The sequence below is a fragment of the Enterobacter oligotrophicus genome, assembly GCF_009176645.1.
Lineage (GTDB): Bacteria > Pseudomonadota > Gammaproteobacteria > Enterobacterales > Enterobacteriaceae > Enterobacter > Enterobacter oligotrophicus.
Genome location: NZ_AP019007.1, coordinates 2,050,263 through 2,076,130 on the forward strand (window position 1 = coordinate 2,050,263; position 25,868 = coordinate 2,076,130).

Here is a 25,868-nt window from a genome sequence, read left to right on the forward strand (position 1 = left end):
CTCTTAATGCTTTGAATATGGCGTTTCGACGCGGTCAAGAAACAGCGTGGCGGCAAGCAGATCGGCGGCTCCGCCGGGAGAAGCATTCAGCGCCAGCATCTCGCGATCCAGCCTCGTCAGCGCCTGCTGGCCTGCAAACGTTGCGCACCCTCCGGCGTTGAGCACCGCGCGGGCACCGTCCTGCATGGCATCCAGCCCCTCCATTCCGGCGCGAGACAGCACGCAGGTATCGGTGAGCGAGGTCATGATCGCCATCAGCGCGTCGAGCCTCGCCTGCGCTTCACTGCTGCCGTTGAGACGGCTCAGGCGAAGCTGCGGCAACGCGCGTTGCATGATGTGCGGGAACGCCTGCTGCGCCTCTTCGCGTGCGCCCGGCACGCGGTAGCGGTGCGTAGCGCGCAGCCCTTTACTGAACACTTTTGGAGCCGCATCGTCCGGCAGTTTCGCCAGCTGTGCGGCGGTGTTGGCAACGGCTTGCGCACGGGCGTCACCGCCCAGCATTGCCACGGCGCTCACCAGCAATCCCAATGCCCAAATCGCGCCACGGTGCGTGTTGACGCCACCGGTTGCCGCCATCATCTGCTTTTCGCCTTCGCGTCCGAGCCGCCCGACGGTTTGTCTGAGCGCGATATCTGCGGGACGCTGCCAGCTCTGTTGCGCCAGCGCCTGAAACGTGGGGGTCAGGCTGTGCGCGGAGCGCTCCATCAGCGCAAGTGATAAATCGTGGTGCGCGCCGTTCCCCCGACTGTCCACCAGACCGGGTTTCGGGCTTAATCGTGCTTCGTCAATCAGACATTGCGTGGCGGTTCGCGCCAGCCATTCGGCACCGCCTTCAACCTGAATCCGGGGCAGAAGTTTCATTACCAGCTCCGGAATTTCGCAGGTGGGTTGTAAAGACCGCCGGACCATTCCACCAGGTCAGACACGCTGCCTGCTGCCAGCAGAGAACGCGTTGCGTCGGTACGGCGAATCCCCATATCTTCCGGGTACACCACTTTTCCGCTCTGGCGCAGTTCCGCCACGCGTCTGGCGTCGACGCCCAGACCGATATCGGTGATACCCGCAACAGCCGCGACCATGGCACGACGCTCCTCAAGGTCTTTCGCGCGGTAGAGGTAAGCAATCCCCTCTTCCGTCAGCACGTGAGTCACGTCATCGCCGTAGATCATCACCGGCGCGAGCGGCATGCCGGAGGCTTTCGCCACGTCGATGGCATCCAGTTTTTCCACAAAGGTTGGCTTCACGCCCGCCTGGAAGGTTTCCACCATCTGCACGACCAGTTTTTTACCGCGCTGCATTGGGTCAGGCTCGGTGATCATGTTGAGCCAGGCCGGAGTAGCATGACGACGACCATGCGGGTCATGGCCCATGTTTGGTGCGCCGCCGAAGCCGGAGAGACGACCGCGCGTCACCGTTGAAGAGTTAGCGTAACCATCCACCTGCAGCGTAGAACCGATAAACATATCGACCGCATACTGGCCTGCCAGCTGGCAGAAGGCGCGGTTGGAACGCATGGAGCCATCGGCACCGGTAAAGAAGACATCAGGGCGGGCGCGGATGTACTCTTCCATCCCCAGTTCGCCGCCGAAGCAGTGCACGCTCTCCACCCAACCGCTCTCGATCGCCGGGATCAGCGTCGGGTGCGGGTTCAGCGTCCAGTGTTTACAGATTTTGCCTTTAAGTCCGAGCTGTTCACCGTAGGTTGGCAGCAGCAGCTCAATCGCTGCAGTGTTAAAGCCAATCCCGTGGTTCAAAGACTGCACCTGGTGTTCCGCGTAGATGCCTTTGATCGCCATCATCGCCATCAGGATATGTTCCTGTTTGATCAGGCGCGGGTCGCGGGTGAACAGCGGTTCGATAAAGAACGGCTTATCAGCAACGACGACGTAATCAATCCAGGAACCCGGAATATCGACGCGCGGCAGGTCGCATTCGTCGTCCACCAGCTCGTTCACCTGTGCGATGACGATACCGTCATGGAACGCGGCGGCTTCCACCAGCGCAGGTGTATCTTCGGTGCTCGCGCCGGTATAGAGGTTGCCTTTGCGATCCGCTTTAAAGCCCGCGATCAGCGCCACGTTGGGCGAGAGATCAACATACAGGCGGGAATAGAGTTCGATGTAGGTGTGGATCGCACCGATTTCGAGCTGACCATCTTCCAGCAGTTGCGAGATACGCAGGCTCTGAGTGCCGGAGAAAGAGAAGTCCAGTTTGCGGGCGATGCCTTTCTCAAAGATATCCAGATGCTCACTGCGGCCAACGCTTGGCATGATCATATGCAGGTCGTGCACGATTTGCGGGTTCACTTCAGCCAGTGAACGGGAAAGGAAATCCGCCTGCTTCTGGTTGTTGCCTTCCAGAACGACTTTGTCGCCCGGTGCGATCAGTTTTTCCAGCATGGCGACAAGATCGCCGGTTGGCAGTACCTTGCCCTGCACCGGTATGGACGCCAGACGACGCGCTTTTTCTGTGCGTCGAGTGTTCCATTGCCGGGTGGGTGTTTGCCCAGATAACATTATTAACCTCCTGATTCAGCGCATCATTCTGATTTGCTTAACGTTGAGTAAAGTGTGCGCTCTGGCGAGAAAGGCATCAATTAAGCGTAGAGTGGAATCATTAGCCTGAGAGTAATAATCAGGGTAAAGATTTGTGATCGGGATCAGTTCATGTTTCGGAAAAACGGGCTAAACGGGGTACAATTCGGAAGGTATAGTAAATAACTGACAATAATTACATCGCCGTTATGACCCAAATCATTCCATCAGACTTCGACATTGCAGCCGAAGAGAGCGCCGGATTCGTGCCGATGCGCGGCGTGGCTAACCCGCACCTGCAGACCATGCTGCCGCGCCTGATCCGCCGCAAGCTACAGTTCACCCCACACTGGCAACGCCTTGAGTTGCCGGACGGTGATTTTGTGGATCTCGCCTGGAGCGAAGCACCAGACCAGGCCCGCCATAAACCGCGTCTGGTTGTTTTTCATGGTCTGGAAGGCAGCCTGAATAGCCCTTACGCACACGGGTTGATTCAGGCGGCAAAAGCGCGCGGCTGGCTCGGCGTGGTGATGCATTTTCGCGGCTGCAGCGGCGAGCCGAACCGCCAGAAACGCATTTACCACTCCGGTGAAACCGAAGACGGCACCTGGTTTTTATGCTGGCTGAGGGAGAACTTTGGCACAGTGCCAACCGCAGCCGTGGGCTACTCGCTGGGGGGCAACATGCTGGCCTGCCTGCTGGCCAAAGAGGGTGACGCGGTGCCGCTGGAGGCGGCGGTAATTGTTTCCGCGCCGTTTATGCTGGAGCAGTGCAGCTACCATATGGAAAAAGGGTTTTCACGGGTGTATCAGCGCTACCTTCTTAACCTGCTGAAAGCCAACGCGGCTCGCAAACTTAAGGCGTATCCGGATACATTGCCCGTCAGCCTGCAACAGCTCAAGCGCGTGAAGCGTCTGCGCGAGTTTGACGATCTGATCACCTCGAAGATCCACGGCTTTGCGGATGCCATTGACTACTACCGTCAGTGCAGCGCGATGCCGTTATTGAACCAAATCACAAAGCCGACGCTGATTATCCACGCCAAAGATGACCCGTTTATGGATCACCACTCTATTCCGGCACCCGACCATTTACCGGCAAACGTGCAGTATCAACTTACGGAATACGGCGGACACGTCGGCTTCGTTGGCGGCACGCTGCGTCGACCCAAAATGTGGCTGGAAACGCGCATTCCTGACTGGTTAACGGCTTATCTGGACGGTAAACAATGATTATTCCCTGGCAGGATCTGGCTCCCGAAACGCTCGATAATCTGATTGAAAGTTTTGTATTACGTGAAGGCACCGATTATGGTGAACATGAACGTTCGCTTGAGCAAAAGGTCAGCGATGTGAAGCGCCAGCTCAAAAGCGGCGACGTGGTGCTGGTGTGGTCCGAACTGCATGAGACAGTCAATATCATGCCCCGCAACGCGTTTCACGGCTGAGCTTAAAACCTTTCCAGTCAGGGAGTTGCTATGTCTGCCAGACATCCGGTTATTGCCGTAACGGGTTCGAGTGGTGCGGGAACCACCACCACCAGCCTCGCCTTTCGCAAGATTTTCGCCCAGCTGAATTTACGGGCGGCAGAGGTCGAAGGCGACAGCTTTCACCGCTACACGCGCCCGGAGATGGACATGGCCATCCGCAAGGCGCGCGATCTGGGTAAACACATCAGCTATTTCGGCCCGGAGGCCAATGATTTCGGCCTGCTGGAGCAAACCTTCGCTGAATACGGTCAGAGCGGTAAAGGGCAATCCCGTAAATACCTGCATACCTACGATGAAGCCGTTCCCTGGAACCAGGTGCCGGGGACGTTCACGCCCTGGCAGCCGCTGCCGGAACCGACCGACGTGCTGTTTTATGAAGGGCTACACGGCGGCGTGGTCACGCCACAGCACGACGTGGCGCGCCATGTGGATCTGCTGGTCGGCGTAGTGCCGATCGTTAACCTCGAGTGGATACAGAAGCTGACGCGTGACATGAGCGAGCGCGGCCATTCGCGTGAAGCGGTGATGGATTCGGTGGTACGCTCCATGGAAGATTACATCAACTACCTCACGCCGCAGTTCTCCCGTACCCACATTAACTTCCAGCGCGTGCCGACGGTGGACACCTCTAACCCGTTCGCCGCCAAAAGTATCCCGTCGCTGGATGAGAGCTTTGTGGTGATCCATTTCCGCAATCTCGAAGATATCGATTACCCCTGGCTGCTGGCGATGCTGCAGGGCTCGTTTATTTCTCACATGAATACATTGGTGGTGCCGGGCGGGAAAATGGGGCTGGCGATGGAGTTAATTATGACACCGCTGGTGCAGCGGTTGATGGAAGGAAAGCAGATCGCGTGACGCCTGTTACCGGATGGCGTTTCGCTTATCCGGCCTACGTTCGTGCAGTTGTAGGCCCGGTAAGCGCAGCGCCACCGGGCTTTGTTTTAAGCCTCGATCACTTCATACGAATGGGTGATTTTTACCGCTTTCTCCAGCATTAACGCCACAGAGCAGTATTTCTCCGCAGAAAGATCCACCGCGCGTGATACCGCCGCATCTTTCAGCTCCTTGCCGGTAACAATAAAGTGCAGATTAATGTGCGTAAACAGGCGCGGTGCCTCTTCGCGGCGTTCAGACGTGAGTTTGACTTCGCAATCGGTCACATTGTGGCGGCCTTTTTGCAGAATCGACACCACGTCGATTGCGCTGCATCCGCCCGCCGCCATCAGCACCATCTCCATCGGGCTTGGGGCTTTGTCGCCGGAGTTCCCGTCCATCAAAATCTGGTGTCCTGAAGCGGACTCGCCCAGGAACGTTAACCCTTCAACCCACTTTACACGCGCTTGCATATTCATTAACTCCAACGTTGCATTTTTGGTGACAGATTACGCGCGCGTTACATTTCTCGCAACGGAAGGCGACCTGCATCATGCTGAAGCGAGACACCAGGAGACACGCGGCTAAAGCTATGCTAAAACACTCTGGATGCTACAGTAATACATTGACGTTACACATGTATGCAGAGGACATCAAACTTTACTGGCTGCGAAACGTTACGACAGCCGACTTCCCAGGGTATGGGTAAGAATTCGATTGCAACCCCAGAGTCCGGATGCATCTTATGACTCTGGTGACAGCTTATAACAGAGGATAACAGCGCATGGTGCTTGGCAAACCGCAAACAGACCCGACTCTCGAATGGTTCTTGTCTCATTGCCACATTCATAAGTACCCATCGAAAAGCACTCTGATTCACCAGGGTGAAAAAGCCGAAACGTTGTATTACATCGTTAAAGGCTCGGTGGCAGTGCTGATCAAAGATGAAGAAGGGAAAGAGATGATCCTTTCTTATCTGAACCAGGGCGATTTCATCGGTGAACTGGGCCTGTTTGAAGAGGGCCAGGAACGTAGCGCCTGGGTTCGTGCAAAAACAGCATGTGAAGTGGCTGAAATTTCCTACAAGAAATTCCGTCAGTTGATCCAGGTTAACCCGGACATCCTGATGCGTCTTTCTTCCCAGATGGCTCGCCGTCTGCAGGTCACGTCTGAGAAAGTGGGTAACCTCGCCTTCCTGGACGTTACCGGCCGTATCGCGCAGACGCTGCTGAACCTGGCGAAACAGCCAGACGCCATGACCCACCCTGACGGCATGCAAATTAAAATTACCCGTCAGGAAATTGGTCAGATCGTCGGTTGCTCCCGCGAAACAGTGGGCCGTATCCTGAAAATGCTGGAAGACCAGAACCTGATCTCTGCCCACGGTAAAACTATCGTGGTTTACGGAACCCGTTAATTCCGGCCAAACGGCGTGCCATCGCAAGGTGGCACGCCGTTTTTGTCTCTATTCCCATGTGGCGCAGGCTGATTTATCACCCGGAAGTTAACTACGCACTGCGACAAACGCTGGTGTTGTGTCTTCCCGTGGCTGTGGGTCTGATCCTCGGACATCTCCAGCAGGGTCTGCTGTTTTCTCTCGTTCCCGCCTGCTGCAACATTGCCGGTCTGGATACGCCGCATAAGCGTTTTTTCAAACGTCTGATTATTGGTGGCTGCCTGTTCGCAGGCTGTAGCCTCGCCGTACAGCTCCTGCTTGCCCGCGATATTCCGCTGCCGTTGATTTTGACCGTGCTGGCGATGACGCTCGGCGTGACCGCCGAAATCAGCTCGCTGCATGCCCGGTTACTCCCCGCTTCGCTGATTGCCGCCATCTTCACTCTGAGCCTTGCGGGCAATATGCCGGTGTGGGAACCGCTGCTGATCTACGCCCTCGGCACGCTGTGGTACGGGCTGTTTAACTGGTTCTGGTTCTGGCTGTGGCGCGAACAACCGCTGCGCGAATCCCTGAGCCTGCTCTATGTGCAGCTTGCAGATTACTGCGAAGCCAAATATACCCTGCTTACCCAGCACACCGATCCGGAAAAATCACTGCCGCCGCTGCTGGCACGTCAGCAAAAAGTGGTCGATCTGATAAGCCAGTGCTATCAGCAATTACACATGCTGGCCGCCAATAAAAACCATGATTACAAGCGGCTGCTGCGTACCTTCCAGGTGGGGCTGGATTTACAGGAGCATATCTCCGTGAGCCTGCATCACCCGGAGGAAGTGCAGAAGCTGGTGGAACGCAGCCACGCCGAAGCGGTGATCCGCTGGAACGCGCAGACCGTTTCTGCGCGCCTGCGGGTACTGGCGGACGATATTCTGTATCACCGCTACCCGACGCGATTTACCATGGACAAACAGCTCGGCGCGCTGGAGAAAATCGCCCGTCAGCACCCGGAAAACCCGGTCGGGCAGTTTGCCGCCTGGCACTTCAGCCGCATCGCCCGCGTGTTGCGCACCCAGCGGCCACTTTACCCTCGCGACCTGATGGCCGATAAACAGAAGCGTCTGCCGCTGCTGCCCGCGCTGAAAAGCTACCTTTCACTGAAATCTGCTGCCCTGCGCAACGCCGCGCGGATAAGCGTGATGCTCAGCATCGCCAGCCTGATGGGCATGGCGCTGCACCTGCCGAAGCCGTACTGGATTTTAATGACGGTACTGTTTGTGACCCAGAACGGCTACGGAGCCACGCGGGTACGCATACTGCATCGGGCAGGCGGAACGATGGCGGGGCTGATTATTGCGGGCGTGACGCTGCACTTCCACGTGCCTGAAGGCTATACGCTGGTGGGTATGCTGGCGATAACGATGGTCAGCTATCTGATTATCCGTAAAAATTACGGCTGGGCGATGGTGGGCTTTACAGTCACGGCGGTGTATACCCTGCAACTGCTGACGCTCAACGGCGAGCAGTTTATTATCGCCCGTCTGGTTGATACGCTGATTGGCTGCCTGATCGCCTTTGGCGGTATGGTCTGGCTGTGGCCGCAGTGGCAGAGCGGGTTGCTCAGGCAGAACGCCCACGACGCGCTGGAGGCCGATCAGCAGGCGATCCGCTTAATCCTTAGCGACGACCCGCAGCCCTCCCCGCTGGCGTATCAGCGCATGAAGGTCAACCAGGCACATAACGCCCTGTTTAACTCGCTCAACCAGGCGATGCAGGAGCCGGGGTTTAACGCGCACTATCTGGCTGATATGAAGCTGTGGGTGACGCACAGCCAGTTTATCGTCGAGCATATCAATGCCATGACCACGCTGGCGCGCGAGCATACGATGCTGACGCCGGATCTGGCGCAGCGCTATTTGCAATCGTGTGAAATTGCCCTGCAGCGGTGTCAGCAACGTCTGGAGTACGACGCGCCGGGCGAGTCAGGGGATTCGAATATTCTGGAAGCGCCGGAGACGTTAACTCACGGGCCGATGAGCACCCTGGAGCAGCATTTGCAGCGCGTACTGGGGCATTTAAACACCATGCACACCATTTCGTCGGTGGCATGGCGTCAGCGTCCGCATCACGGCATTTGGTTAACGCGCCGGTTAAAACGAACCGAGTATTAGCCTTTTACGATCTTCGCGACCGCTGCGGCAAAGCGGGTCAATCCGTCCTCAATGTCTTTTTCTTCCACCACCAGCGACGGTGCAAAACGCATCACGTCCGGCCCCGCATTCAGCACCATCACCCCTTCATGGGCGGCGGCGTGCAGGAAATCGCGCGCGCGACCTTTGTACTGCGGCTTCAGTTCAGCGCCAATCAGCAGTCCCATGCCGCGGATCTCGCTGAACACGTCGTACTGGTCATCAATCTGCTGAAGATGCTTCACAAAACGTTCGCGCTTCGCGTTGACGCCGTTCAGCACCTCCGGCGTGTTAATAATATCAAACGCGGCACCGGCAATAGCGCAGGCCAGCGGGTTGCCGCCGTAGGTGGAGCCGTGGGACCCGACGTGGAACGCAGAGGCAATCTCCTGCGTGGTCAGCACCGCGCTGACCGGGAAGCCCCCGCCGAGCGCTTTCGCGCTGGTCAGAATGTCCGGCGTCACGCCGTAATGCATATAGGCGAACAGGTCTCCGGTACGCCCCATGCCGCTCTGAACTTCATCAAAGACCAGCAGCGCCTGATGCGCATCGCACAGCTCGCGCAGCCCTTTCAGGAATTCCGGCGTGGCGGCAGTCACACCGCCTTCCCCCTGAATCGGCTCAACCACCACCGCACAGGTGTGGTCGTCCATCACCGCTTTCACCGCATGCAGATCGTTAAACGGCACGTGGACGATATCGGCCGGTTTCGGGCCAAAACCGTCGGAGTATTTCGGCTGACCGCCGACGGAGACGGTAAAGAAGGAGCGCCCGTGGAAGGCGTTATGGAAAGCGATGATTTTGGTTTTGTACGGGCTATGTCGGGTCGTCGCGTAGTAACGCGCCAGCTTGAAGGCCGTTTCGTTGGCTTCGGTGCCGGAGTTCATAAACAGCACGCGCTCGGCGAAGGTCGCATCAATAATCTTACGCCCCAGACGCAGCGCCGGTTCGTTGGTAAACACGTTGCTGGTGTGCCACAGGGTTTCGCCCTGGGTTTTTAGCGCCTCCACCAGCGCAGGATGGCAATGGCCCAGCGCCGTCACCGCAATACCGCCCGCGAAATCCACATACTCTTTACCCTGCTGATCCCAGACGCGGCTGCCTTTTCCTTTTACCGGGATAAACTCAGCCGGTGCATAAATCGGCAGGATCACTTCATCAAATGTTGCGCGGGTAATTGCGGGTTGTTCAGTTGCCATATCATGACCATCCATTTTTATGTCACAGTTAATGTGAAAATATAATCACAAAATATGCATAAAAAATCACAGCAAGGCAACAGATATTCAGCGATTAAGGAAATTCGCCAGCAGGTCGTGCCCCTGCTCGCTGAGAATGCTTTCCGGGTGGAACTGCACCCCTTCGAGATCCCACTCGCGATGGCGGATGCCCATGATCTCCTGGGTGTCGCTCCAGGCGGTCACGTCAAAACAGGCAGGCAGGGTTGGCGGGTCAATCACCAGAGAATGGTAGCGCGTCACGGTTAACGGGTTATTTAACCCAGTGAATACGCCCGTGCCGGTATGCGTAACCGGCGAGGTTTTACCGTGCATCACTTTGGCGGCACGCACGATGGTCGCACCAAAGACCTGCGCTATCGCCTGATGGCCCAGGCAGACACCCAGAATCGGCAGCTTGCCGGCAAAGTGTTGGATAACATCGAGAGAAATGCCCGATTCCGACGGCGTACAGGGGCCTGGTGAAATCACAATTTTCTGCGGGGCCAGCATGTCAATGTCGGCCAGGCCGATCTCATCGTTGCGGCGGACAACCACCTCCGCACCCAGTTCACAAAAATACTGGTAAAGGTTCCAGGTGAAGGAATCGTAGTTATCTATCAGCAGGATCATGGCGGCTCCGGAAAAAAATGCCGCCCTATTCTACTCAGTTTCCCGCGCTTCGCTCACTACTTTGGCAAAGATGGCGTTCAGGGCCGTTAAATCTCCCATTGCCCCGCTCTGGTTAGCTACCGCCCAGTCGTCCGGGTCGATACCTTTCCAGCTCAGCTGATAGCCCGCATGGATCGCCAGCTGTTCAAAGAAGATCCGCTGGGCAATGCCATTGCCGCTCATAAAAGGGTGCAGCATATTGATTTCACAGTAGTAATGGCTAACTTTGTCTGTGAACGCCTCTTTCTGAAGACCCACCAGATACTTGTCGCTTTCCATCGCCGCCATCAGTTCGTTACCCATCTTTTCGATGTACTCGAAATGACAAAAAGGAATGTTACCCTTAGAAATGTCGGCGGTGCGAAGCTCGCCAGCCCGCTTCATCTCTCTGCGGTATAAATGGCGGTGAATGAGACACAAATGGGGTAAACCAGGCGCAGACGGCCCCAGTTCCAGCGTCTCAATGTGGGGTTCTGAAGGACCATTACCTTTTTCAAGGAGGCAACTGGCCTGAAAATTGACGTTACGCTGCTGCTCCCAGAGACGGGATTTTTGCTTGTCGGTGAGTTTTTTCACTTAACGCCTCCCTGAATGTCCGTTTGCCACAAGTATAAGCAGCAAAACGCGCTTTCGCAGGGAGGACGAAAGAACACGAGCGAGATGGGCCCGTGTTAATGGTAATTACGGCAGCACTTTTGCGGAGAGGATAACCACCGGTTTTGACGGCACATTCTGGTATGGACCGACATCATGCGTCTGTACCTGAGAGATCTTGTCTGCCACATCCATCCCTTTCACAACTTTACCGAAAACGGCATAGCCAAAGTCACGCTGGCCGTGGTCCAGGAAGGCGTTATCCGCAACGTTGATGAAGAACTGGCTGGTCGCGCTGTCTTTATCTGCAGTGCGCGCCATAGAGATAGTGCCACGTTTGTTCAGCAGGCCGTTGTCTGCTTCGTTTTTAATAGGCGGATTAGGCTGCTTTTGCTGCATCTGCTCATTAAAACCGCCGCCCTGCACCATAAAGCCCGGAATCACGCGGTGGAAGGTGGTGTTGTTATAGAAACCACTGTTCACATAGTCGAGGAAGTTTTTCACAGAAACGGGAGCTTTCTGGCTATTCAGTTCCAGCTCAATGTTCCCGGCGGAGGTGGTCAGCAGGACGTGGGGGTCTCCGTTTGCTGCCAGCGCAGCAGGGGAAACGGCAGAAAGAGCAAACACAGCTGCGACAGCCGCCAGTGTTGATTTGAGCATGAGAATTCCTTAACAAAGCGCAGTATAAAAAGCGAATGGCTTGATTCTAAAGAGCAGTATGAACTGAGACCAGCCTTTTACCTAATTTTACGAAATTGAAACAGTTGTAACCGCGCAAACGATTGGTTTTCACGCCGATTAATGTGACTCAGATCACATTAAAAACTGCAATAGAGTTCAAATTTTCTTTAAAAGATATGAATGGATCACTTTCGCGACTAAAATCTGCCCGCTCAAACGCAGTCAATGCGTTTTACTTTACTTTGAACAGGCCAGACATGACTAACAGCAATCGCATCAAGCTCACATGGATCAGCTTCTTCTCCTACGCCCTGACCGGCGCGTTGGTGATCGTCACCGGGATGGTGATGGGAAATATCGCAGACTACTTCCAGCTGCCCGTTTCCAGCATGAGTAACACCTTCACCTTCCTCAACGCGGGGATACTGATCTCCATCTTCCTGAATGCCTGGCTGATGGAGATCGTGCCGCTGAAAACGCAGCTACGCTTTGGTTTTGTGCTGATGGTCGCCGCTGTCGCTGGCCTGATGCTGAGCCACAGCATCGCGTTGTTCTCTGCCGCCATGTTCGTGCTCGGCCTGGTGAGCGGGATCACCATGTCGATCGGGACGTTCCTCATTACCCATATGTATGAAGGCCGCCAGCGCGGCGCGCGTCTGCTGTTTACCGACTCCTTCTTCAGCATGGCCGGGATGATTTTCCCGATGGTGGCGGCCTATCTTCTTGCTCGCAGCATTGAGTGGTACTGGGTGTATGCCTGCATTGGTCTGGTTTACGTCGCTATCTTCATTCTGACCTTCGGCTGTGAATTCCCGGTGCTGGGTAAAAAAGCGCAGACCACTGAGGAACCTGTCGCGAAAGAGAAATGGGGCATCGGCGTGCTGTTTCTCTCCGTTGCCGCACTGTGCTACATCCTGGGCCAACTGGGCTTTATCTCCTGGGTGCCGGAGTACGCCAAAGGTCTGGGCATGAGCCTGAACGATGCCGGTAAACTGGTGAGCGATTTCTGGATGTCTTACATGTTCGGCATGTGGGCGTTTAGCTTCATCCTGCGCTTCTTCGACCTGCAGCGCATCCTGACCGTGCTGGCAGGCCTGGCGACGGTGCTGATGTATCTGTTCATCAACGGTTCACCGGAACATATGCCGTGGTTCATTCTGACCCTGGGCTTCTTCTCCAGCGCGATTTACACCTCCATCATCACGCTCGGTTCCCTGCAGACCAAAGTGGCCTCGCCGAAGCTGGTCAATTTTGTACTGACCTGCGGCACCATCGGCACCATGCTGACCTTCGTCGTCACGGGCCCGATTGTTGCGCACAGCGGCCCACTGGCCGCGCTGCACACCGCTAACGGGCTATATGCCGTGGTGTTCATTATGTGCTTCGTTCTCGGCTTCGTGACGCGCCACCGCCAGCACAACGTAGCAGCGGCGTCTCACTGATCCCTACGCCCCTTTGCGCTCAGCAGAGGGGCTGTTTCCGGTAAAGAACACCTCTTCTCCCCCCTTGTCCGTTTTTATCCAGGTCTGAGCCAGTTGCGTGGTCGCAATCACGCGTCCCTGACGAATCGACCAGCGCACCGGCACCTGGCAGCGTACCGCTTCAAACCCGCTCTCCGCAGGCAGAATAATCAGGTTAGCCGGATTTCCCGTCTCAATACCGTAATCGCTCAGGCCAAAGGTTCGCGCGCTATTATGGGTAATGAGATTCAGGCCGCTGTCGATTTGCGGATACCCCATCATCTGGCAGACGTGCAGCCCCATATGCAGCACCTGCAGCATATTGCCGGTGCCAAGCGGATACCACGGGTCAAAGACATCATCATGACCGAAGCAGACGTTAATTCCCGCGTCCTGCAGCTCTTTCACGCGGGTAATGCCGCGACGCTTCGGATAGTCGTCAAAGCGCCCCTGCAGATGGATGTTTACCAGCGGGTTGGCGACAAAGTTAATTCCCGACATTTTCAGCAGACGGAACAGCCGCGAGGTGTAAGCGCCGTTGTAGGAGTGCATGGCGGTGGTGTGGCTGGCGGTCACGCGCGGGCCGATCCCGGCCTCATAGGCCAGCGTGGCGACCGTCTCGACAAAGCGCGACTGTTCGTCGTCAATTTCATCACAGTGGATATCCAGCGGACGGTCGTATTTCTTCGCCAGCTCGAAGGCAATATGCAGCGACTGCACGCCATATTCGCGGGTGAACTCGAAATGCGGAATAGCCCCCACCACATCCGCTCCCAGCCTTAACGCCTCTTCCAGCAGCGCCGCGCCGTTCGGGTAAGAGAGAATACCCTCCTGCGGGAACGCCACGATTTGCAGCGTCACCCACGGCGCGACCTCCTGCTTCACCTCCAGCATCGCCTTCAGCGCGGTAAGCGTCGGGTCAGAAACATCGACGTGGGTACGCACAAACTGGATACCGTTGGCGATTTGCCACTTCAGCGTTTTCCATGCGCGTGCTTTCACATCCTCATGGCTGAGCAGCGCCTTGCGTTCGGCCCAGCGTTCAATGCCTTCAAACAGCGTCCCGGACTGGTTCCAGTTCGGTTCGCCCGCCGTCTGGGTGGTATCAAGATGAATATGCGGCTCAATAAACGGGGGTATCGCCAGCCCGCCGCGAGCATTCAATACCTCATAGCTTTCGGTGTGGGTATCGTCCATGGGCGTAATGTCACCAAAACGACCGTTCTCAATGGCGATTTGCCACAGCCCTTCCCGACCCGGTAAACGAACATTCTGGACAAGCCAAAGCGGTGTTGTAGACATACCTTTCCCCCGAAAAACGCGGCTGAAATTTAGGAGTACGCATTTTTAAAAATCCGCCTCCAGTTTGTACACAAAATCGACGAGAACGAAAAGCCAGCGATTTCCACAATTTATAAAAATCCTGACAAATCAGCAATCTACCCACTAAGGGGTAGTTGAAGGCGTATTTGATTTGCATCAATAAGCGCCGTTGCTGAATCGTTAAGGTAGGCAGTAATAGAAAAGAAATCGAGGCAAAAATGAGCAAAGTCAGACTCGCTATCATCGGTAACGGCATGGTCGGCCACCGCTTTATTGAGGATCTTCTCGATAAAGCCGATGCCGATCGGTTCGATATTACCGTGTTCTGTGAAGAACCCCGCAAGGCGTACGACCGTGTGCACTTGTCTTCCTACTTCTCCCATCATACCGCCGAAGAGCTTTCTCTGGTGCGTGAAGGTTTCTATGAGAAGCATGGCGTAAAAGTGCTGGTGGGCGAACGCGCTATCACCATCAACCGTCAGGAAAAAGTGATCCACTCCAGCGCCGGACGCACGGTTTTTTACGACAAGCTGATCATGGCGACTGGCTCGTATCCGTGGGTTCCGCCAATCAAAGGCTCGGAAACGCAGGATTGCTTTGTATACCGTACCATTGAAGACCTCAAAGCCATCGAAAACTGTGCACGTCGCAGTAAACGCGGCGCGGTGGTCGGTGGCGGCCTGCTGGGTCTGGAAGCAGCTGGCGCGCTGAAAAACCTCGGTGTTGAAACCCACGTTATCGAATTTGCCCCGATGCTGATGGCCGAACAGCTGGACCACATGGGTGGTGACCAGCTGCGCCGTAAAATCGAAAGCATGGGCGTGAAAGTTCACACCAGCAAGAATACCAAAGAGATCGTCCAGGAAGGCACTGAAGCGCGTAAAACCATGCGCTTTGCCGACGGCAGCGAGCTGGAAGTGGACTTCATCGTCTTCTCCACCGGTATTCGCCCGCGCGACAAAATGGCTACCCAGTGCGGCCTGGCCGTTGCGCAGCGCGGCGGGATCATGATTAATGACTCCTGCCAGACCTCCGACCCGGATATCTACGCTATCGGCGAGTGCGCCAGCTGGAATAACCGCGTGTACGGCCTGGTGGCTCCGGGTTACAAAATGGCGCAGGTCGCCGTTGACCATATCCTCGGCACCGAAAACGCCTTCACCGGCGCAGACATGAGCGCCAAGCTGAAGCTGCTGGGCGTGGACGTGGGTGGTATCGGTGATGCGCACGGCCGCACCCCGAACTCTCGCAGCTACGTTTACCTCGACGAAAGCAAAGAAGTCTACAAACGTCTCATCGTCAGCCAGGACAATAAAACCCTTCTCGGTGCGGTACTGGTGGGCGACACCAGCGACTTCGGCAACCTGCTCCAGCTGGTGCTGAACGCCATTGAGCTGCCGGAAAACCCGGACGCGCTGATCCTCCCGGCCCACGCCTCCAGCGGCAAGCCGTCTATCGGCGTGGATAAACTGCCGGACAGCGCACAAATTTGCTCCTGCTTCGACGTCACCAAAGGCATGCTGATTTCCGCCATCAACAAAGGCTGCCACACCGTTGCGGCGCTGAAAGCGGAAACCAAAGCCGGTACTGGCTGCGGCGGCTGCATTCCGCTGGTCACTCAGGTGCTGAACGCCGAACTGGCGAAACAGGGCATCGAAGTGAACAACAACCTGTGCGAGCACTTCGCTTACTCTCGCCAGGAGCTGTACCACCTGATCCGCGTGGAAGGCATCAAATCCTTCGACGAGCTGCTGGAAAAACACGGCCAGGGCTACGGCTGTGAAGTATGTAAACCGACCGTTGGCTCCCTGCTGGCCTCCTGCTGGAACGACTACGTGCTCAAACCAGAGCACACGCCGCTGCAGGACACCAACGATAACTTCCTGGCGAACATCCAGAAAGACGGCACCTACTCCGTGATCCCACGGTCTGCGGGCGGTGAAATCACCCCGGAAGGGCTGGTCGCGGTGGGTCGTATCGCCCGTGAATATAACCTGTACACCAAAATCACCGGCTCCCAGCGTATCGGCCTGTTTGGTGCGCAGAAAGATGATCTGCCTGAAATCTGGCGTCAGCTGATTGAAGCAGGCTTCGAAACCGGCCACGCGTATGCCAAAGCGCTGCGTATGGCGAAAACCTGCGTGGGCAGCACCTGGTGCCGCTACGGTGTGGGCGACAGCGTGGGCTTCGGCGTGGAGCTGGAAAACCGCTATAAAGGCATCCGTACCCCGCACAAAATGAAGTTCGGCGTCTCCGGCTGTACCCGTGAATGTGCGGAAGCGCAGGGTAAAGACGTGGGTATCATCGCCACCGAGAAAGGCTGGAACCTGTACGTCTGCGGTAACGGCGGGATGAAACCACGCCACGCGGACCTGCTGGCAGCGGATCTCGACCACGATACGCTGATCAAATACCTCGACCGCTTCATGATGTTCTACATTCGCACCGCCGATAAGCTGACCCGTACCGCCTCCTGGCTGGATAACCTGGAAGGTGGCATCGACTACCTGAAGTCGGTCATTATCGACGACAAACTGGGTCTGAACGAACATCTGGAAGAAGAGATGGCTCGCCTGCGCGACGCGGTGATCTGCGAGTGGACCGAAACCGTGAACACGCCAGCGGCGCAGACGCGCTTCAAACACTTTATCAACAGCACCCAGCGCGACCCTAACGTGCAGGTGGTGGCAGAACGCGAGCAGCATCGTCCGGCGACACCTTATGAACGTATTCCGGTGACTCTGGTGGAGGAAAACGCATGAGCCAGTGGGTAAACATCTGCAACATTAACGACATCCTGCCTGCCACCGGCGTCTGTGCGCTGCTGGGTAAAGAGCAGGTCGCGATTTTCCGCCCTCGCCACGATGAACAGGTCTTTGCCATCAGCAATATCGACCCGTTCTTCGAGGCCAGCGTGCTCTCCCGCGGTTTGATCGCAGAGCATCAGGGTGAGCTGTGGGTCGCCAGTCCGCTGAAAAAACAGCGTTTCCGTTTGAGTGACGGGCATTGCATGGAAGATGAGAGTCACTCTGTGAAGCACTACGACGTCCGCGTGAAAGACGGTAAAGTGCAGTTACGCGGTTAACTATTTTGAGGGAGGCGCAATGCCTCCCTTTTTAAACTTTTTCTTTTATTTTTCAGGATAATCAAACCATGTTTACAGACACTATTAACAAGTGTGCGGCTAACGCTGCGCGCATCGCACGGCTCAGCCAACATAACCCGCTCGGCTTCTGGGTCAGCTCCGCGATGGCAGGCGCTTATGTCGGCCTGGGAATTATTTTAATTTTCACGCTCGGGAATCTGCTCGAACCTTCCGTTCGTCCCCTCGTCATGGGCGCAACCTTTGGTATCGCGCTGACGCTGGTGATCATCGCCGGGTCTGAACTCTTCACCGGCCACACGATGTTCCTGACGCTCGGCGTGAAAGCGGGCACCATCAGCCACCGCCAGATGTGGGCGATCCTGCCGCAGACCTGGGTGGGCAACCTGCTGGGTTCTATATTCGTGGCGCTGCTGTACAGCTGGGGCGGCGGTAGCCTGCTGCCGGTGGATACCAGCATCGTTCACACCGTGGCGCTGGTAAAAACCACGCAGCCCGCGATGGTGCTGTTCTTCAAAGGCGCGCTGTGTAACTGGCTGGTGTGTCTGGCTATCTGGATGGCAATTCGTACCGAAGGCGCGGCGAAGTTCATCGCCATCTGGTGGTGTCTGTTGGCGTTTATCGCATCCGGTTACGAGCATTCCGTTGCCAATATGACGCTGTTCGCTCTCTCCTGGTTTGGTCACCACAACGACGCCTTCACCCTTTCGGGTATCGGCCATAACCTGTTGTGGGTAACGCTGGGCAATACCCTTTCAGGTGCAGTGTTTATGGGGTTAGGTTACTGGTATGCTACCCCGAAAGCGGAGCGTCCGACTCCGGCAAACATCGCAACTGCTCAGGCGAAAGCCCATTCTTAAGAGGTAATGTCGTGGATCACCTGCCGATTTTCTGTCAATTACGCAATCGCGACTGCCTGCTTGTAGGCGGCGGCGATGTCGCTGAACGCAAAGCGCGCTTGCTGTTAGAAGCAGGTGCCCGACTCACCGTAAATGCCCTCACCTTCGCGCCGCAGTTTGAGGTGTGGGCGCAGGAAGGGATGCTCACGCTCATGCAGGGTGAGTTCAACGAATCCCTGCTTGATACCTGCTGGCTGACCATCGCCGCCACGGATGACGATGCAGTGAACCAGCGCGTCAGCGATGCCTGCGAAACGCGCCGAATCTTCTGCAACGTGGTGGACGCGCCGAAAGAAGCCAGCTTTATCATGCCATCGATTATTGACCGTTCGCCGTTAATGGTGGCGGTCTCGTCCGGCGGGACTTCGCCGGTGCTGGCTCGTCTGCTGCGCGAAAAACTGGAATCGATTCTGCCTCAGCATCTCGGCCAGGTGGCGCATTATGCAGGCCAGCTGCGTTCCCGCGTGAAAAAAACCTTCGCTACCGTCGGTGAGCGACGTCGCTTCTGGGAAAAGTTCTTTGTGAACGACAGGCTGGCGCAGTCGCTGGCGAATCAGGATCAACAAGCCGTTGCAGAAACGACAGAGCAACTGCTTAGCGAACCGCTGGATCATCGCGGCGAAGTGGTGCTGGTGGGCGCGGGTCCTGGCGATGCTGGCTTACTGACGCTCAAAGGGCTGCAGCAGATCCAGCAGGCAGATATCGTGGTTTATGACCGTCTGGTCTCCGATGACATCATGAACCTTGTACGCCGCGACGCCGACCGCGTATTCGTGGGCAAACGTGCGGGTTACCACTGCGTGCCGCAGGAAGAGATTAACCAGATCCTGCTGCGTGAAGCGCAAAAAGGGAAGCGTGTGGTGCGTCTGAAAGGCGGCGATCCGTTTATCTTTGGCCGCGGCGGAGAAGAGCTGGAAACCTTGTGCAACGCAGGTATTCCGTTCTCCGTTGTACCAGGTATTACGGCGGCGTCCGGCTGTTCGGCCTACTCCGGTATTCCGTTGACCCACCGTGACTACGCCCAGAGCGTGCGTCTGGTAACCGGTCACCTGAAAACCGGCAGCGAGCTGGACTGGCACAACCTGGCCGCTGAAAAGCAGACGCTGGTGTTTTATATGGGGCTGAATCAGGCCGCGACCATCCAGGCAAAACTGCTGGAGCATGGCATGGATGAAGCAATGCCCGTCGCGCTGGTAGAGAATGGAACATCCATTAAGCAGCGCGTGGTGAATGGCGTGCTGACGCAGTTAGGGGAACTGGCACAGCAGGTTGAAAGCCCGGCGCTGATCGTCGTGGGTCGCGTGGTCGCGCTTCGCGAAAAATTAAACTGGTTTTCCAATCATTAAGAACAATGTTAAATGCCCTGTAACCGGGGCATTTATTAATAAATCAATTTAGCCCCTCTGAATTTACGTTTCTTTATTTTTTATTTAATAACCATCGTGAATAAATAAAACTGTAAAACACGATTTACCCATAAAAAAACCGCCAATAATTCACAAGACAAATAATACGAAAAAACCAGAGACCATTTTTTCCTCCCGTTTATTCTCCATACAGATTTATAATTAATATTAATTCATACATCCAATCTTTTTTGAGGGATTGCCACATGCAAAGGAAAAAATTCCTTGCAGCTGCCATTGCTATTGCGCTGCAAACGTCTTATGCGCCCGTTTTTGCTGCAGAAACACCTGATGATGATAATGATTGCCCAACCAATATTTCGTCATTATCACAAAAAGAGAAAGAAAAACTCTCTGATAAATGTCTCATTCCGTTAGCTGAGCAAGATAATCAATGGGGATGGATCTCCGGTGGTATCGCGGCACTGGCTGCGGGTGTGGCGATTGGTATAGAAAATAACGGAGGGGATGATGCTCATCACAATAACGTCTCTCCCGTACCGCCAGATGATGGCGGCGATGTGACTCCGGTGCCACCGGACGATGGCGACGATAACACACCTGTGCCACCCGATGACGATGACGACACTCCCGTACCCGATACCCGCGTAACAACGTACGATAATGGCGTAACGCTTAATCGCGCACAGAAAACCATTACCATTGATTATCTTGATGTAAACGGCACGGCCTTTACAGACGCCACTTTCACTTACGCCAGCACTGAAGATGGCAAGCACTATATTCTGACTGCGCCAGACAGCACCACGCTGCTTGTCGATAACTGGCATGCCACTGCCCCGGAAAGCGGAAACGGGATGAATGCCGTATTTAGTGGCACGACCGACGACGGGCATTTCTGGAAATACGACAGCCGCGGAAACTTTATTCTTGCATCAGATCAAACCGTTATTACGGATCAGGACAATGCGAATAACAACTTCGATGACGCAATAACCATTGATGGCAAAAATAAAATCACCAATATTATTTCCGGAGACAAAACAAACAATACCATAAATGGTGAAATTGCAACGAGTAACGGCGCAACTGGCTATATCATTACGGGCGACGATACAACAAACACATTTAACAGTGATAGCGTCAGTGATGGAGCCGTCGGCATTCATATCTCAGGAAACCGCGCTGATACGACCCTGAACGGTAAAACGACAACGACAGATGGCGGCTGGGGTGTATTGATTGACGGTGATGATTCGCGTCTCGATAACCACGGAACGGTTGAAGCGATCGGTACGGGATCGATTGGTGCCATTATTGAAGGTGATGATTCCATATTCACGAATGAAGGTGAGATTTCCGCGAAAGACGGCGGTGCCGGGGTACTGATTTCAGGAGACGGGAACACAACCTACAGCAGCGGCACGATCCACGCCGATGGAAAATCCTCCATTGGGATCGCCATCGCGGGTAATGATGCCAATATTATCCAGAATGGCGATTTGATCGTCACCAATGGCGCGTATGGCATCCTGAGCTACGGCGAAGATAATCTGATCGCCAACACAGGAAAAGCAACAGTGCGTGACGATGGCTCGATCGGCTTCATCGTCACAGGTAAAAATAACACTTTCAGTAACAAGGGGGACATCGATGTCTCTCTGAACGGCATCGGCACACTGGTCAATGGCGATGAGTCCACGGTAAAACTTGACGGCGATATCCTCGTCACGGCAGCAAAAGGGAGCGATGGCCTGATGCATGGCGCAACAGGCGTGACGGTATCAGGGGATGCCAATACCACGACAATTTCCGGCGACCTCAACATCAGCGCACTCTTCGCCACGGATGACCAAATTGATAGCAGTGATTCCGTTAACGGCGTGATGGTCAGCGGCAGCGGCAATACCGTGACTCTGGACGGTGAGTTGAATATGGATGTGCACTATGACAGCACGGCTGAAGAAGTCATCAATACCACAGGGCTGACTGTTGAAGGTGAGAATAATACCGTAAACATTACTCAGGGTCTGAATATGGATGTTTCATCACGACCCCAGTCTGAAGAAGCGTTTACTACCGGCATTTACATTAACGGTGCCAATACCGTTAATCTGGGCGGCAACTCCACGCTAACCATCAATTCGCTTACAGGTGGCCGCCAGATGCTGGCGAATGTGCAAAATGGCGGCCATCTCATTCTGAATAAGGATTCTGAAATCGTCCTTAACAAGACCATTAACTCACTTTATTACGATTTCTACTCCTTGTTAAATGCCAGCGGAGAAGGCTCTTCGATAGTGAATGAGGGGACTATCGAAAGTAACGGTATCACGGCGTTAATGTCCGCCGAAAATGAAGGGACGGTGATAAACAAAGGGGTACTGACTACTGTTGTCAACGTCGATGACTCCGCTGTTTTCGAAACATTCGTCAGTGCAAACGGTAAGAATTCTACGGCACATAATGGCAGTGGCGGCATCATCAATTTAACGTCACTGGTAACCCCCACCGGAAGCGCTCAAACAGCCCTGCCATTCTCCCCAATAAACTTTACCTATAAAATTTTTTACGCTATGTCGACGTATGATTACGGTGAAGTCAGCAATGATGCAGGCGCGACCATTTCATTAAATGGCGCGGGTGTCTATGGCATGTCAGCCGTTCAAGGTACTGCGATTAACGCTGGTGATATTTATCTGGATGGCTTCGTTCCTGTTTTAGATGACGCAGGGAATATCATTAGCTCAAGCTACTGGCAAGCCCCGCAATCCTATCTCTATGACACCAGCGCAGCGATGATTGTTGGTTCCGATGACTCAGGCAGAGGCGACGCTACCGCTATCAACACCGGTACTATCACCGTCAAGAATGCCGGTTTCGGTATGACCGCGCTTAACGGTGGCACCGCCATTAACCAGGGCACCATTAATCTGATCGCAGATGAGGGCGTCACCGGTGAACCCAATCAGCTGGTAGGGATGGCTGCGCTTAAGCAAGGCGTGGTGATCAACGATACCACTGGCGTCATCAATATCGACGCTGACTATGGACAGGCTTTCCTCACGGATGAAAACAGCTACGTTATCAACAATGGCACCATTAACCTGGATGGTTCCCCGATGGCGGATGACGACTCGCATATGGGAGCCACACCGACCGATAAAGCCTGGATACAAACCCTGCCCGGTAGCGGCGAGAGCAGCACTCAAACCTCCGATACCGGTTTTTTCACCAGTGATGTGGTAGCGAACTATGGTAACGCCACGCTGAACGGTGATGTGGACATCCAGGACTGGCTGTATAACGAAACGGATGCCAGCCTAACCGTCAACGGCGAGTTGAATATCAACGCCAGTGGTCTGGAAAACAAAGGCACACTCAACGCTGATACCATCAACACTCACAGCGGGATCTATAACCGTGCGGACGGTAGCATCACCACAAACCTGCTCACGCTCAACGGTAACGTCACGCTGTTTAACGAAGGGGATTTCACCGGCTCCATCGCGGGGACCAGCTACCAACAAGAGATCGTCAACACGGGCAACATGACGGTGGCAGCAGACGGGAAATCACTGATCGAGGGTAGTTTCATCTTCTATAACCAGGAGGGTGCAACGCTGACCAACAGCGGTAACGCAGTAGAAGGCGGTGAAAATACCATCATTAACCTGACGCGTACCAGCGACTCTCTTGCCCAGGTTAACAGTGGCACAATCACGGCGACCAACGGTTACAGCGCCATTACCACGGCAAACGCCAGTAACAATCCTGTCTGGATTTGGAACACGGCAACCGGCGTGATTAACGGCATCAACCCGGATGCACCGCTCATTAATCTGAGCCGCGGCTTTAACTTTGGCAATGAAGGCACCATCAACGTCCAGGGTGATAACGCGGTAGCGATCAGCGGCGGCACCACCAGCTATAACGTTAATCTGGTCAACAGCGGCACCATCAACGTGGGTACTGAGCAGGGCCAAAAAGACGGTACAAACGGTACAGGGCTTATCGGTATAAAAGGCAACGGTAAAGCCACTACCATCAATAATACCGCCGACGGCGTGATCAACGTCTATGCGGATAACTCATACGCGTTTGGCGGGCAGACTAAAGCCATTATCAACAACGGTGAAATTAACCTGCTCTGCGATACCGGTTGTGACATTTATGCCCCCGGCACCACAGGCACCCTGGACGATCACAACGGTACGTCCGATATCGCGATTCCGGATGCCAACACCGCACCGGCTCAGGGCAACGTGCCGGATGCACCGGCCGATCCGAACGCGCCGCAGATGCTGTCCAACTATATTGTCGGCACTAATGCCGATGGCAGTTCCGGCTCGCTAAAAGCCAACAACCTGGTGATTGGCGACAACGTTGAAGTCAATACTGGCTTTACCGCAGGCACTTCTGCCACTACCGTCGTCGTGGATAACGCCTTTACCGGCAACAATATCCAGGGCGCGGAAAAAATCACCTCCACCAGTGTGGTATGGAACGCTCAGGGTAGTACCGACGGTGATGGCAATGTTGACGTCACCATGACCAAAAATGCCTATGCGGATGTCGCGACGGACGGCAGCGTGTCCGGCGTAGCACAGGCGCTGGATTCGGGTTACACCAACAACGAGCTGTACACCAGCCTCAACGTTGGCACCACCGCAGAGCTAAACAGCGCGCTGAAACAGATTAGCGGCAGCCAGGCCACGACGGTCTTCCGTGAAGCGCGAGTATTGAGCAACCGTTTCAACATGCTGGCAAATGCTGCACCGCAGATGGGTAACGGTCTGTCTTTCAACGTGGTAGCGAAAGGCGACCCGCGCGCCGAGCTGGGTAACGATGCCCGGTACGATATGCTGGCGCTGCGTCAGACGCTGGATATCACCGAAAGCCAAAGCCTGACGCTGGAGTACGGTATCGCGCGGCTGGACGGTAGCGGTGCGCAGGCGGCTGGCGATAACGGCGTGACCGGCGGCTACAGCCAGTTCTTCGGTCTGAAACACAGTATGGCGCTCAATGATGACGGCCTGAACTGGAACAACGCCCTGCGCTACGATGTACACCACCTCGACAGTAGCCGTTCCGTCTCCTATGGCGACGTCAGCAAAGCGGCGGAATCTGATGCGCGTCAGCAGTATCTTGAGTTCCGCAGCGAAGGCGCAAAAACCTTCTCCATGCTGGGTGACGCGCTGAAAGTCACGCCTTATGCAGGTGTAAAACTCCGCCATACAATGGAAGATGGCTATAAAGAGCGCAGCGCCGGAGATTTCAACCTCTCAATGAACGCGGGCAGCGAAACGGCGGTCGATTCCATTGTCGGTATGAAACTGGATTACGCCGGGGAAAACGGCTGGGGCGTCAGTGCCACGCTGGAAGGTGGCCCGAACCTGAGCTATACGAAGAGCCAGCGTACTGCTTCGCTGCAGGGTGCGGCAGGCCAGCAGTTCGCCGTCGATGATGGACAGAAAGGCGGAGGTATCAACAGCCTGGCTTCAGTGGGTGTGAAATACAGCGATAAAGACAAGGCGTTAAGCGTTGATGCTTACCAGTGGCAGGAAGACAACATCAATGACAAAGGTCTGATGATGACGTTCAAGAAAACATTCTGATCATCAGGGCAGATTTCGATCTGCCTTGCCTTCTTCCGCCTGTCCAGGCATCGCGTTTTAGCGTGGAAAGTAGTCCTTATACGGACTACTTTCTTTTTCCGACTCCCGCTACTATCCCGCCCGCGAAATGGAACTTTTCCATTTATTCCCTCGTGTTACATCCAATTAAAGTTTTTTAGACAAGGAATGCGTATGTTCAAACTGGCAAAAGCCGCCATTCTGGTAGGCGTATTATCGACCCTGACTGCCTGTACCGGTCACGTGCAAAATACCAAAAATAACTGCAGCTACGATTACCTGCTGCACCCGGCGATCTCCATTTCGAAGATCATCGGTGGTTGCGGACCAGCGGCACAGCAGTAAGCGTTTTTCAGGCGTAAAAAAACCGGGAATTTCCCGGTTTTTTTTGTTTGGGCGGTACGGTTTTTTGTCGGGTGGCGCTACGCTTACCCGACC

General features: G+C 55.1%; 20 protein-coding genes. 12 read left to right on the top strand and 8 right to left on the bottom strand.

Annotation, left to right across the window (positions count from 1 at the left end; translation table 11 throughout):
- Positions 1-3: 3 nt before the first annotated feature.
- Complete coding sequence (locus EoCCA6_RS09970; RefSeq protein WP_152082509.1) at positions 4-861, bottom strand: triphosphoribosyl-dephospho-CoA synthase; 858 nt, start codon at positions 859-861, stop codon at positions 4-6.
- The gene (mdcA, locus tag EoCCA6_RS09975; RefSeq protein WP_152082510.1) at positions 861-2,516 is read right to left on the bottom strand and encodes a malonate decarboxylase subunit alpha; all 1,656 of its coding nucleotides are present in this window, start codon (positions 2,514-2,516) and stop codon (positions 861-863) included. Before mdcA ends, EoCCA6_RS09970 begins: the two co-directional genes overlap by 1 nt.
- Before the next feature lie 227 nt (positions 2,517-2,743).
- On the opposite strand from mdcA, the gene EoCCA6_RS09980 reads away from it, so the two are divergent.
- From EoCCA6_RS09980 to EoCCA6_RS09990, 3 genes are read left to right on the top strand one after another with little or no spacing between them, the layout of a single operon-like run.
- Entirely contained in the window at positions 2,744-3,766 is a 1,023-nt protein-coding gene (locus tag EoCCA6_RS09980) for a hydrolase (RefSeq protein WP_152082511.1), read from the top strand.
- Positions 3,763-3,981, top strand: a complete 219-nt coding sequence (locus EoCCA6_RS09985; RefSeq protein WP_152082512.1) for a YheU family protein — start codon at positions 3,763-3,765, stop codon at positions 3,979-3,981. The genes EoCCA6_RS09980 and EoCCA6_RS09985 overlap by 4 nt, the downstream gene beginning before the upstream one ends.
- A gap of 30 nt (positions 3,982-4,011) precedes the next feature.
- Positions 4,012-4,881, top strand: coding sequence for a phosphoribulokinase (locus EoCCA6_RS09990; RefSeq protein WP_152082513.1), 870 nt, complete (start codon positions 4,012-4,014; stop codon positions 4,879-4,881).
- Between the two features lie 86 nt (positions 4,882-4,967).
- On the opposite strand, the gene EoCCA6_RS09995 is transcribed toward EoCCA6_RS09990, so the two are convergent.
- The gene (locus tag EoCCA6_RS09995) at positions 4,968-5,372 is read right to left on the bottom strand and encodes an OsmC family protein (RefSeq protein ID WP_152082514.1); all 405 of its coding nucleotides are present in this window, start codon (positions 5,370-5,372) and stop codon (positions 4,968-4,970) included.
- 311 nt (positions 5,373-5,683) lie between these two features.
- Between EoCCA6_RS09995 and crp the strand changes: the two genes are divergently transcribed.
- The gene (gene crp / locus EoCCA6_RS10000) at positions 5,684-6,316 is read left to right on the top strand and encodes a cAMP-activated global transcriptional regulator CRP (RefSeq protein WP_000242758.1); all 633 of its coding nucleotides are present in this window, start codon (positions 5,684-5,686) and stop codon (positions 6,314-6,316) included.
- Positions 6,317-6,372: 56 nt separating this feature from the next.
- Positions 6,373-8,460 (top strand): YccS/YhfK family putative transporter, encoded by a 2,088-nt coding sequence (locus EoCCA6_RS10005; RefSeq protein ID WP_152082515.1) that lies wholly within the window; start codon positions 6,373-6,375, stop codon positions 8,458-8,460.
- Here the strand turns inward: EoCCA6_RS10005 and argD are convergent.
- The 4 genes from argD to ppiA all read right to left on the bottom strand — a co-directional run bounded on the left by argD (position 8,457) and on the right by ppiA (position 11,621).
- The gene (gene argD / locus EoCCA6_RS10010) at positions 8,457-9,677 is read right to left on the bottom strand and encodes a bifunctional acetylornithine/succinyldiaminopimelate transaminase (protein ID WP_174779595.1); all 1,221 of its coding nucleotides are present in this window, start codon (positions 9,675-9,677) and stop codon (positions 8,457-8,459) included. The genes EoCCA6_RS10005 and argD overlap by 4 nt on opposite strands.
- Before the next feature lie 87 nt (positions 9,678-9,764).
- The gene (gene pabA / locus EoCCA6_RS10015) at positions 9,765-10,328 is read right to left on the bottom strand and encodes an aminodeoxychorismate synthase component 2 (protein WP_152082517.1); all 564 of its coding nucleotides are present in this window, start codon (positions 10,326-10,328) and stop codon (positions 9,765-9,767) included.
- A gap of 30 nt (positions 10,329-10,358) precedes the next feature.
- On the bottom strand, positions 10,359-10,943 hold the full coding sequence (locus tag EoCCA6_RS10020) for a putative adenosine monophosphate-protein transferase Fic (protein ID WP_152082518.1): 585 nt from the start codon (positions 10,941-10,943) through the stop codon (positions 10,359-10,361).
- 105 nt (positions 10,944-11,048) lie between these two features.
- Entirely contained in the window at positions 11,049-11,621 is a 573-nt protein-coding gene (ppiA, locus tag EoCCA6_RS10025; protein ID WP_152082519.1) for a peptidylprolyl isomerase A, read from the bottom strand.
- Positions 11,622-11,899: 278 nt separating this feature from the next.
- On the opposite strand from ppiA, the gene tsgA reads away from it, so the two are divergent.
- Positions 11,900-13,084 carry an MFS transporter TsgA gene (tsgA, locus tag EoCCA6_RS10030; RefSeq protein WP_152082520.1) on the top strand — a complete coding sequence of 395 codons (1,185 nt, stop codon included), beginning with the start codon at positions 11,900-11,902 and terminating at the stop codon, positions 13,082-13,084.
- Positions 13,085-13,087: 3 nt separating this feature from the next.
- Here the strand turns inward: tsgA and EoCCA6_RS10035 are convergent, their stop codons facing one another.
- Complete coding sequence (locus EoCCA6_RS10035) at positions 13,088-14,404, bottom strand: cytosine deaminase (protein ID WP_152082521.1); 1,317 nt, start codon at positions 14,402-14,404, stop codon at positions 13,088-13,090.
- A 239-nt stretch (positions 14,405-14,643) separates the two neighbouring features.
- Between EoCCA6_RS10035 and nirB the strand changes: the two genes are divergently transcribed.
- The 6 genes from nirB (at position 14,644) to EoCCA6_RS10070 (ending at position 25,775) form a co-directional block, all read left to right on the top strand.
- A complete protein-coding gene (gene nirB, locus EoCCA6_RS10045; protein ID WP_152082523.1) occupies positions 14,644-17,187 on the top strand; it encodes a nitrite reductase large subunit NirB in 2,544 nt (847 codons plus the stop codon).
- Positions 17,184-17,510, top strand: coding sequence for a nitrite reductase small subunit NirD (gene nirD, locus EoCCA6_RS10050; protein ID WP_152082524.1), 327 nt, complete (start codon positions 17,184-17,186; stop codon positions 17,508-17,510). Before nirB ends, nirD begins: the two co-directional genes overlap by 4 nt.
- 68 nt (positions 17,511-17,578) lie before the next feature.
- The gene (gene nirC, locus EoCCA6_RS10055; protein ID WP_152082525.1) at positions 17,579-18,388 is read left to right on the top strand and encodes a nitrite transporter NirC; all 810 of its coding nucleotides are present in this window, start codon (positions 17,579-17,581) and stop codon (positions 18,386-18,388) included.
- Between the two features lie 11 nt (positions 18,389-18,399).
- Positions 18,400-19,773 carry a siroheme synthase CysG gene (cysG, locus tag EoCCA6_RS10060; protein WP_152082526.1) on the top strand — a complete coding sequence of 458 codons (1,374 nt, stop codon included), beginning with the start codon at positions 18,400-18,402 and terminating at the stop codon, positions 19,771-19,773.
- A 266-nt stretch (positions 19,774-20,039) separates the two neighbouring features.
- A complete protein-coding gene (locus tag EoCCA6_RS10065) occupies positions 20,040-25,412 on the top strand; it encodes a BigA/YdbA N-terminal beta-barrel domain-containing protein (RefSeq protein WP_152082527.1) in 5,373 nt (1,790 codons plus the stop codon).
- A 192-nt stretch (positions 25,413-25,604) separates the two neighbouring features.
- On the top strand, positions 25,605-25,775 hold the full coding sequence (locus EoCCA6_RS10070; RefSeq protein ID WP_152082528.1) for a YhfL family protein: 171 nt from the start codon (positions 25,605-25,607) through the stop codon (positions 25,773-25,775).
- Positions 25,776-25,868: the final 93 nt, after the last annotated feature.

Coding starts and splice junctions, on each gene's coding strand:
- EoCCA6_RS09970 (WP_152082509.1), bottom strand. CDS start 861: ATGAAACTTCTGCCCCGGATTCAGGTTGAAGGCGGTGCCGAATGGCTG.
- mdcA (WP_152082510.1), bottom strand. CDS start 2,516: ATGTTATCTGGGCAAACACCCACCCGGCAATGGAACACTCGACGCACA.
- EoCCA6_RS09980 (WP_152082511.1), top strand. CDS start 2,744: ATGACCCAAATCATTCCATCAGACTTCGACATTGCAGCCGAAGAGAGC.
- EoCCA6_RS09985 (WP_152082512.1), top strand. CDS start 3,763: ATGATTATTCCCTGGCAGGATCTGGCTCCCGAAACGCTCGATAATCTG.
- EoCCA6_RS09990 (WP_152082513.1), top strand. CDS start 4,012: ATGTCTGCCAGACATCCGGTTATTGCCGTAACGGGTTCGAGTGGTGCG.
- EoCCA6_RS09995 (WP_152082514.1), bottom strand. CDS start 5,372: ATGCAAGCGCGTGTAAAGTGGGTTGAAGGGTTAACGTTCCTGGGCGAG.
- crp (WP_000242758.1), top strand. CDS start 5,684: ATGGTGCTTGGCAAACCGCAAACAGACCCGACTCTCGAATGGTTCTTG.
- EoCCA6_RS10005 (WP_152082515.1), top strand. CDS start 6,373: ATGTGGCGCAGGCTGATTTATCACCCGGAAGTTAACTACGCACTGCGA.
- argD (WP_174779595.1), bottom strand. CDS start 9,677: ATGGCAACTGAACAACCCGCAATTACCCGCGCAACATTTGATGAAGTG.
- pabA (WP_152082517.1), bottom strand. CDS start 10,328: ATGATCCTGCTGATAGATAACTACGATTCCTTCACCTGGAACCTTTAC.
- ppiA (WP_152082519.1), bottom strand. CDS start 11,621: ATGCTCAAATCAACACTGGCGGCTGTCGCAGCTGTGTTTGCTCTTTCT.
- tsgA (WP_152082520.1), top strand. CDS start 11,900: ATGACTAACAGCAATCGCATCAAGCTCACATGGATCAGCTTCTTCTCC.
- EoCCA6_RS10035 (WP_152082521.1), bottom strand. CDS start 14,404: ATGTCTACAACACCGCTTTGGCTTGTCCAGAATGTTCGTTTACCGGGT.
- nirB (WP_152082523.1), top strand. CDS start 14,644: ATGAGCAAAGTCAGACTCGCTATCATCGGTAACGGCATGGTCGGCCAC.
- nirD (WP_152082524.1), top strand. CDS start 17,184: ATGAGCCAGTGGGTAAACATCTGCAACATTAACGACATCCTGCCTGCC.
- nirC (WP_152082525.1), top strand. CDS start 17,579: ATGTTTACAGACACTATTAACAAGTGTGCGGCTAACGCTGCGCGCATC.
- EoCCA6_RS10065 (WP_152082527.1), top strand. CDS start 20,040: ATGCAAAGGAAAAAATTCCTTGCAGCTGCCATTGCTATTGCGCTGCAA.
- EoCCA6_RS10070 (WP_152082528.1), top strand. CDS start 25,605: ATGTTCAAACTGGCAAAAGCCGCCATTCTGGTAGGCGTATTATCGACC.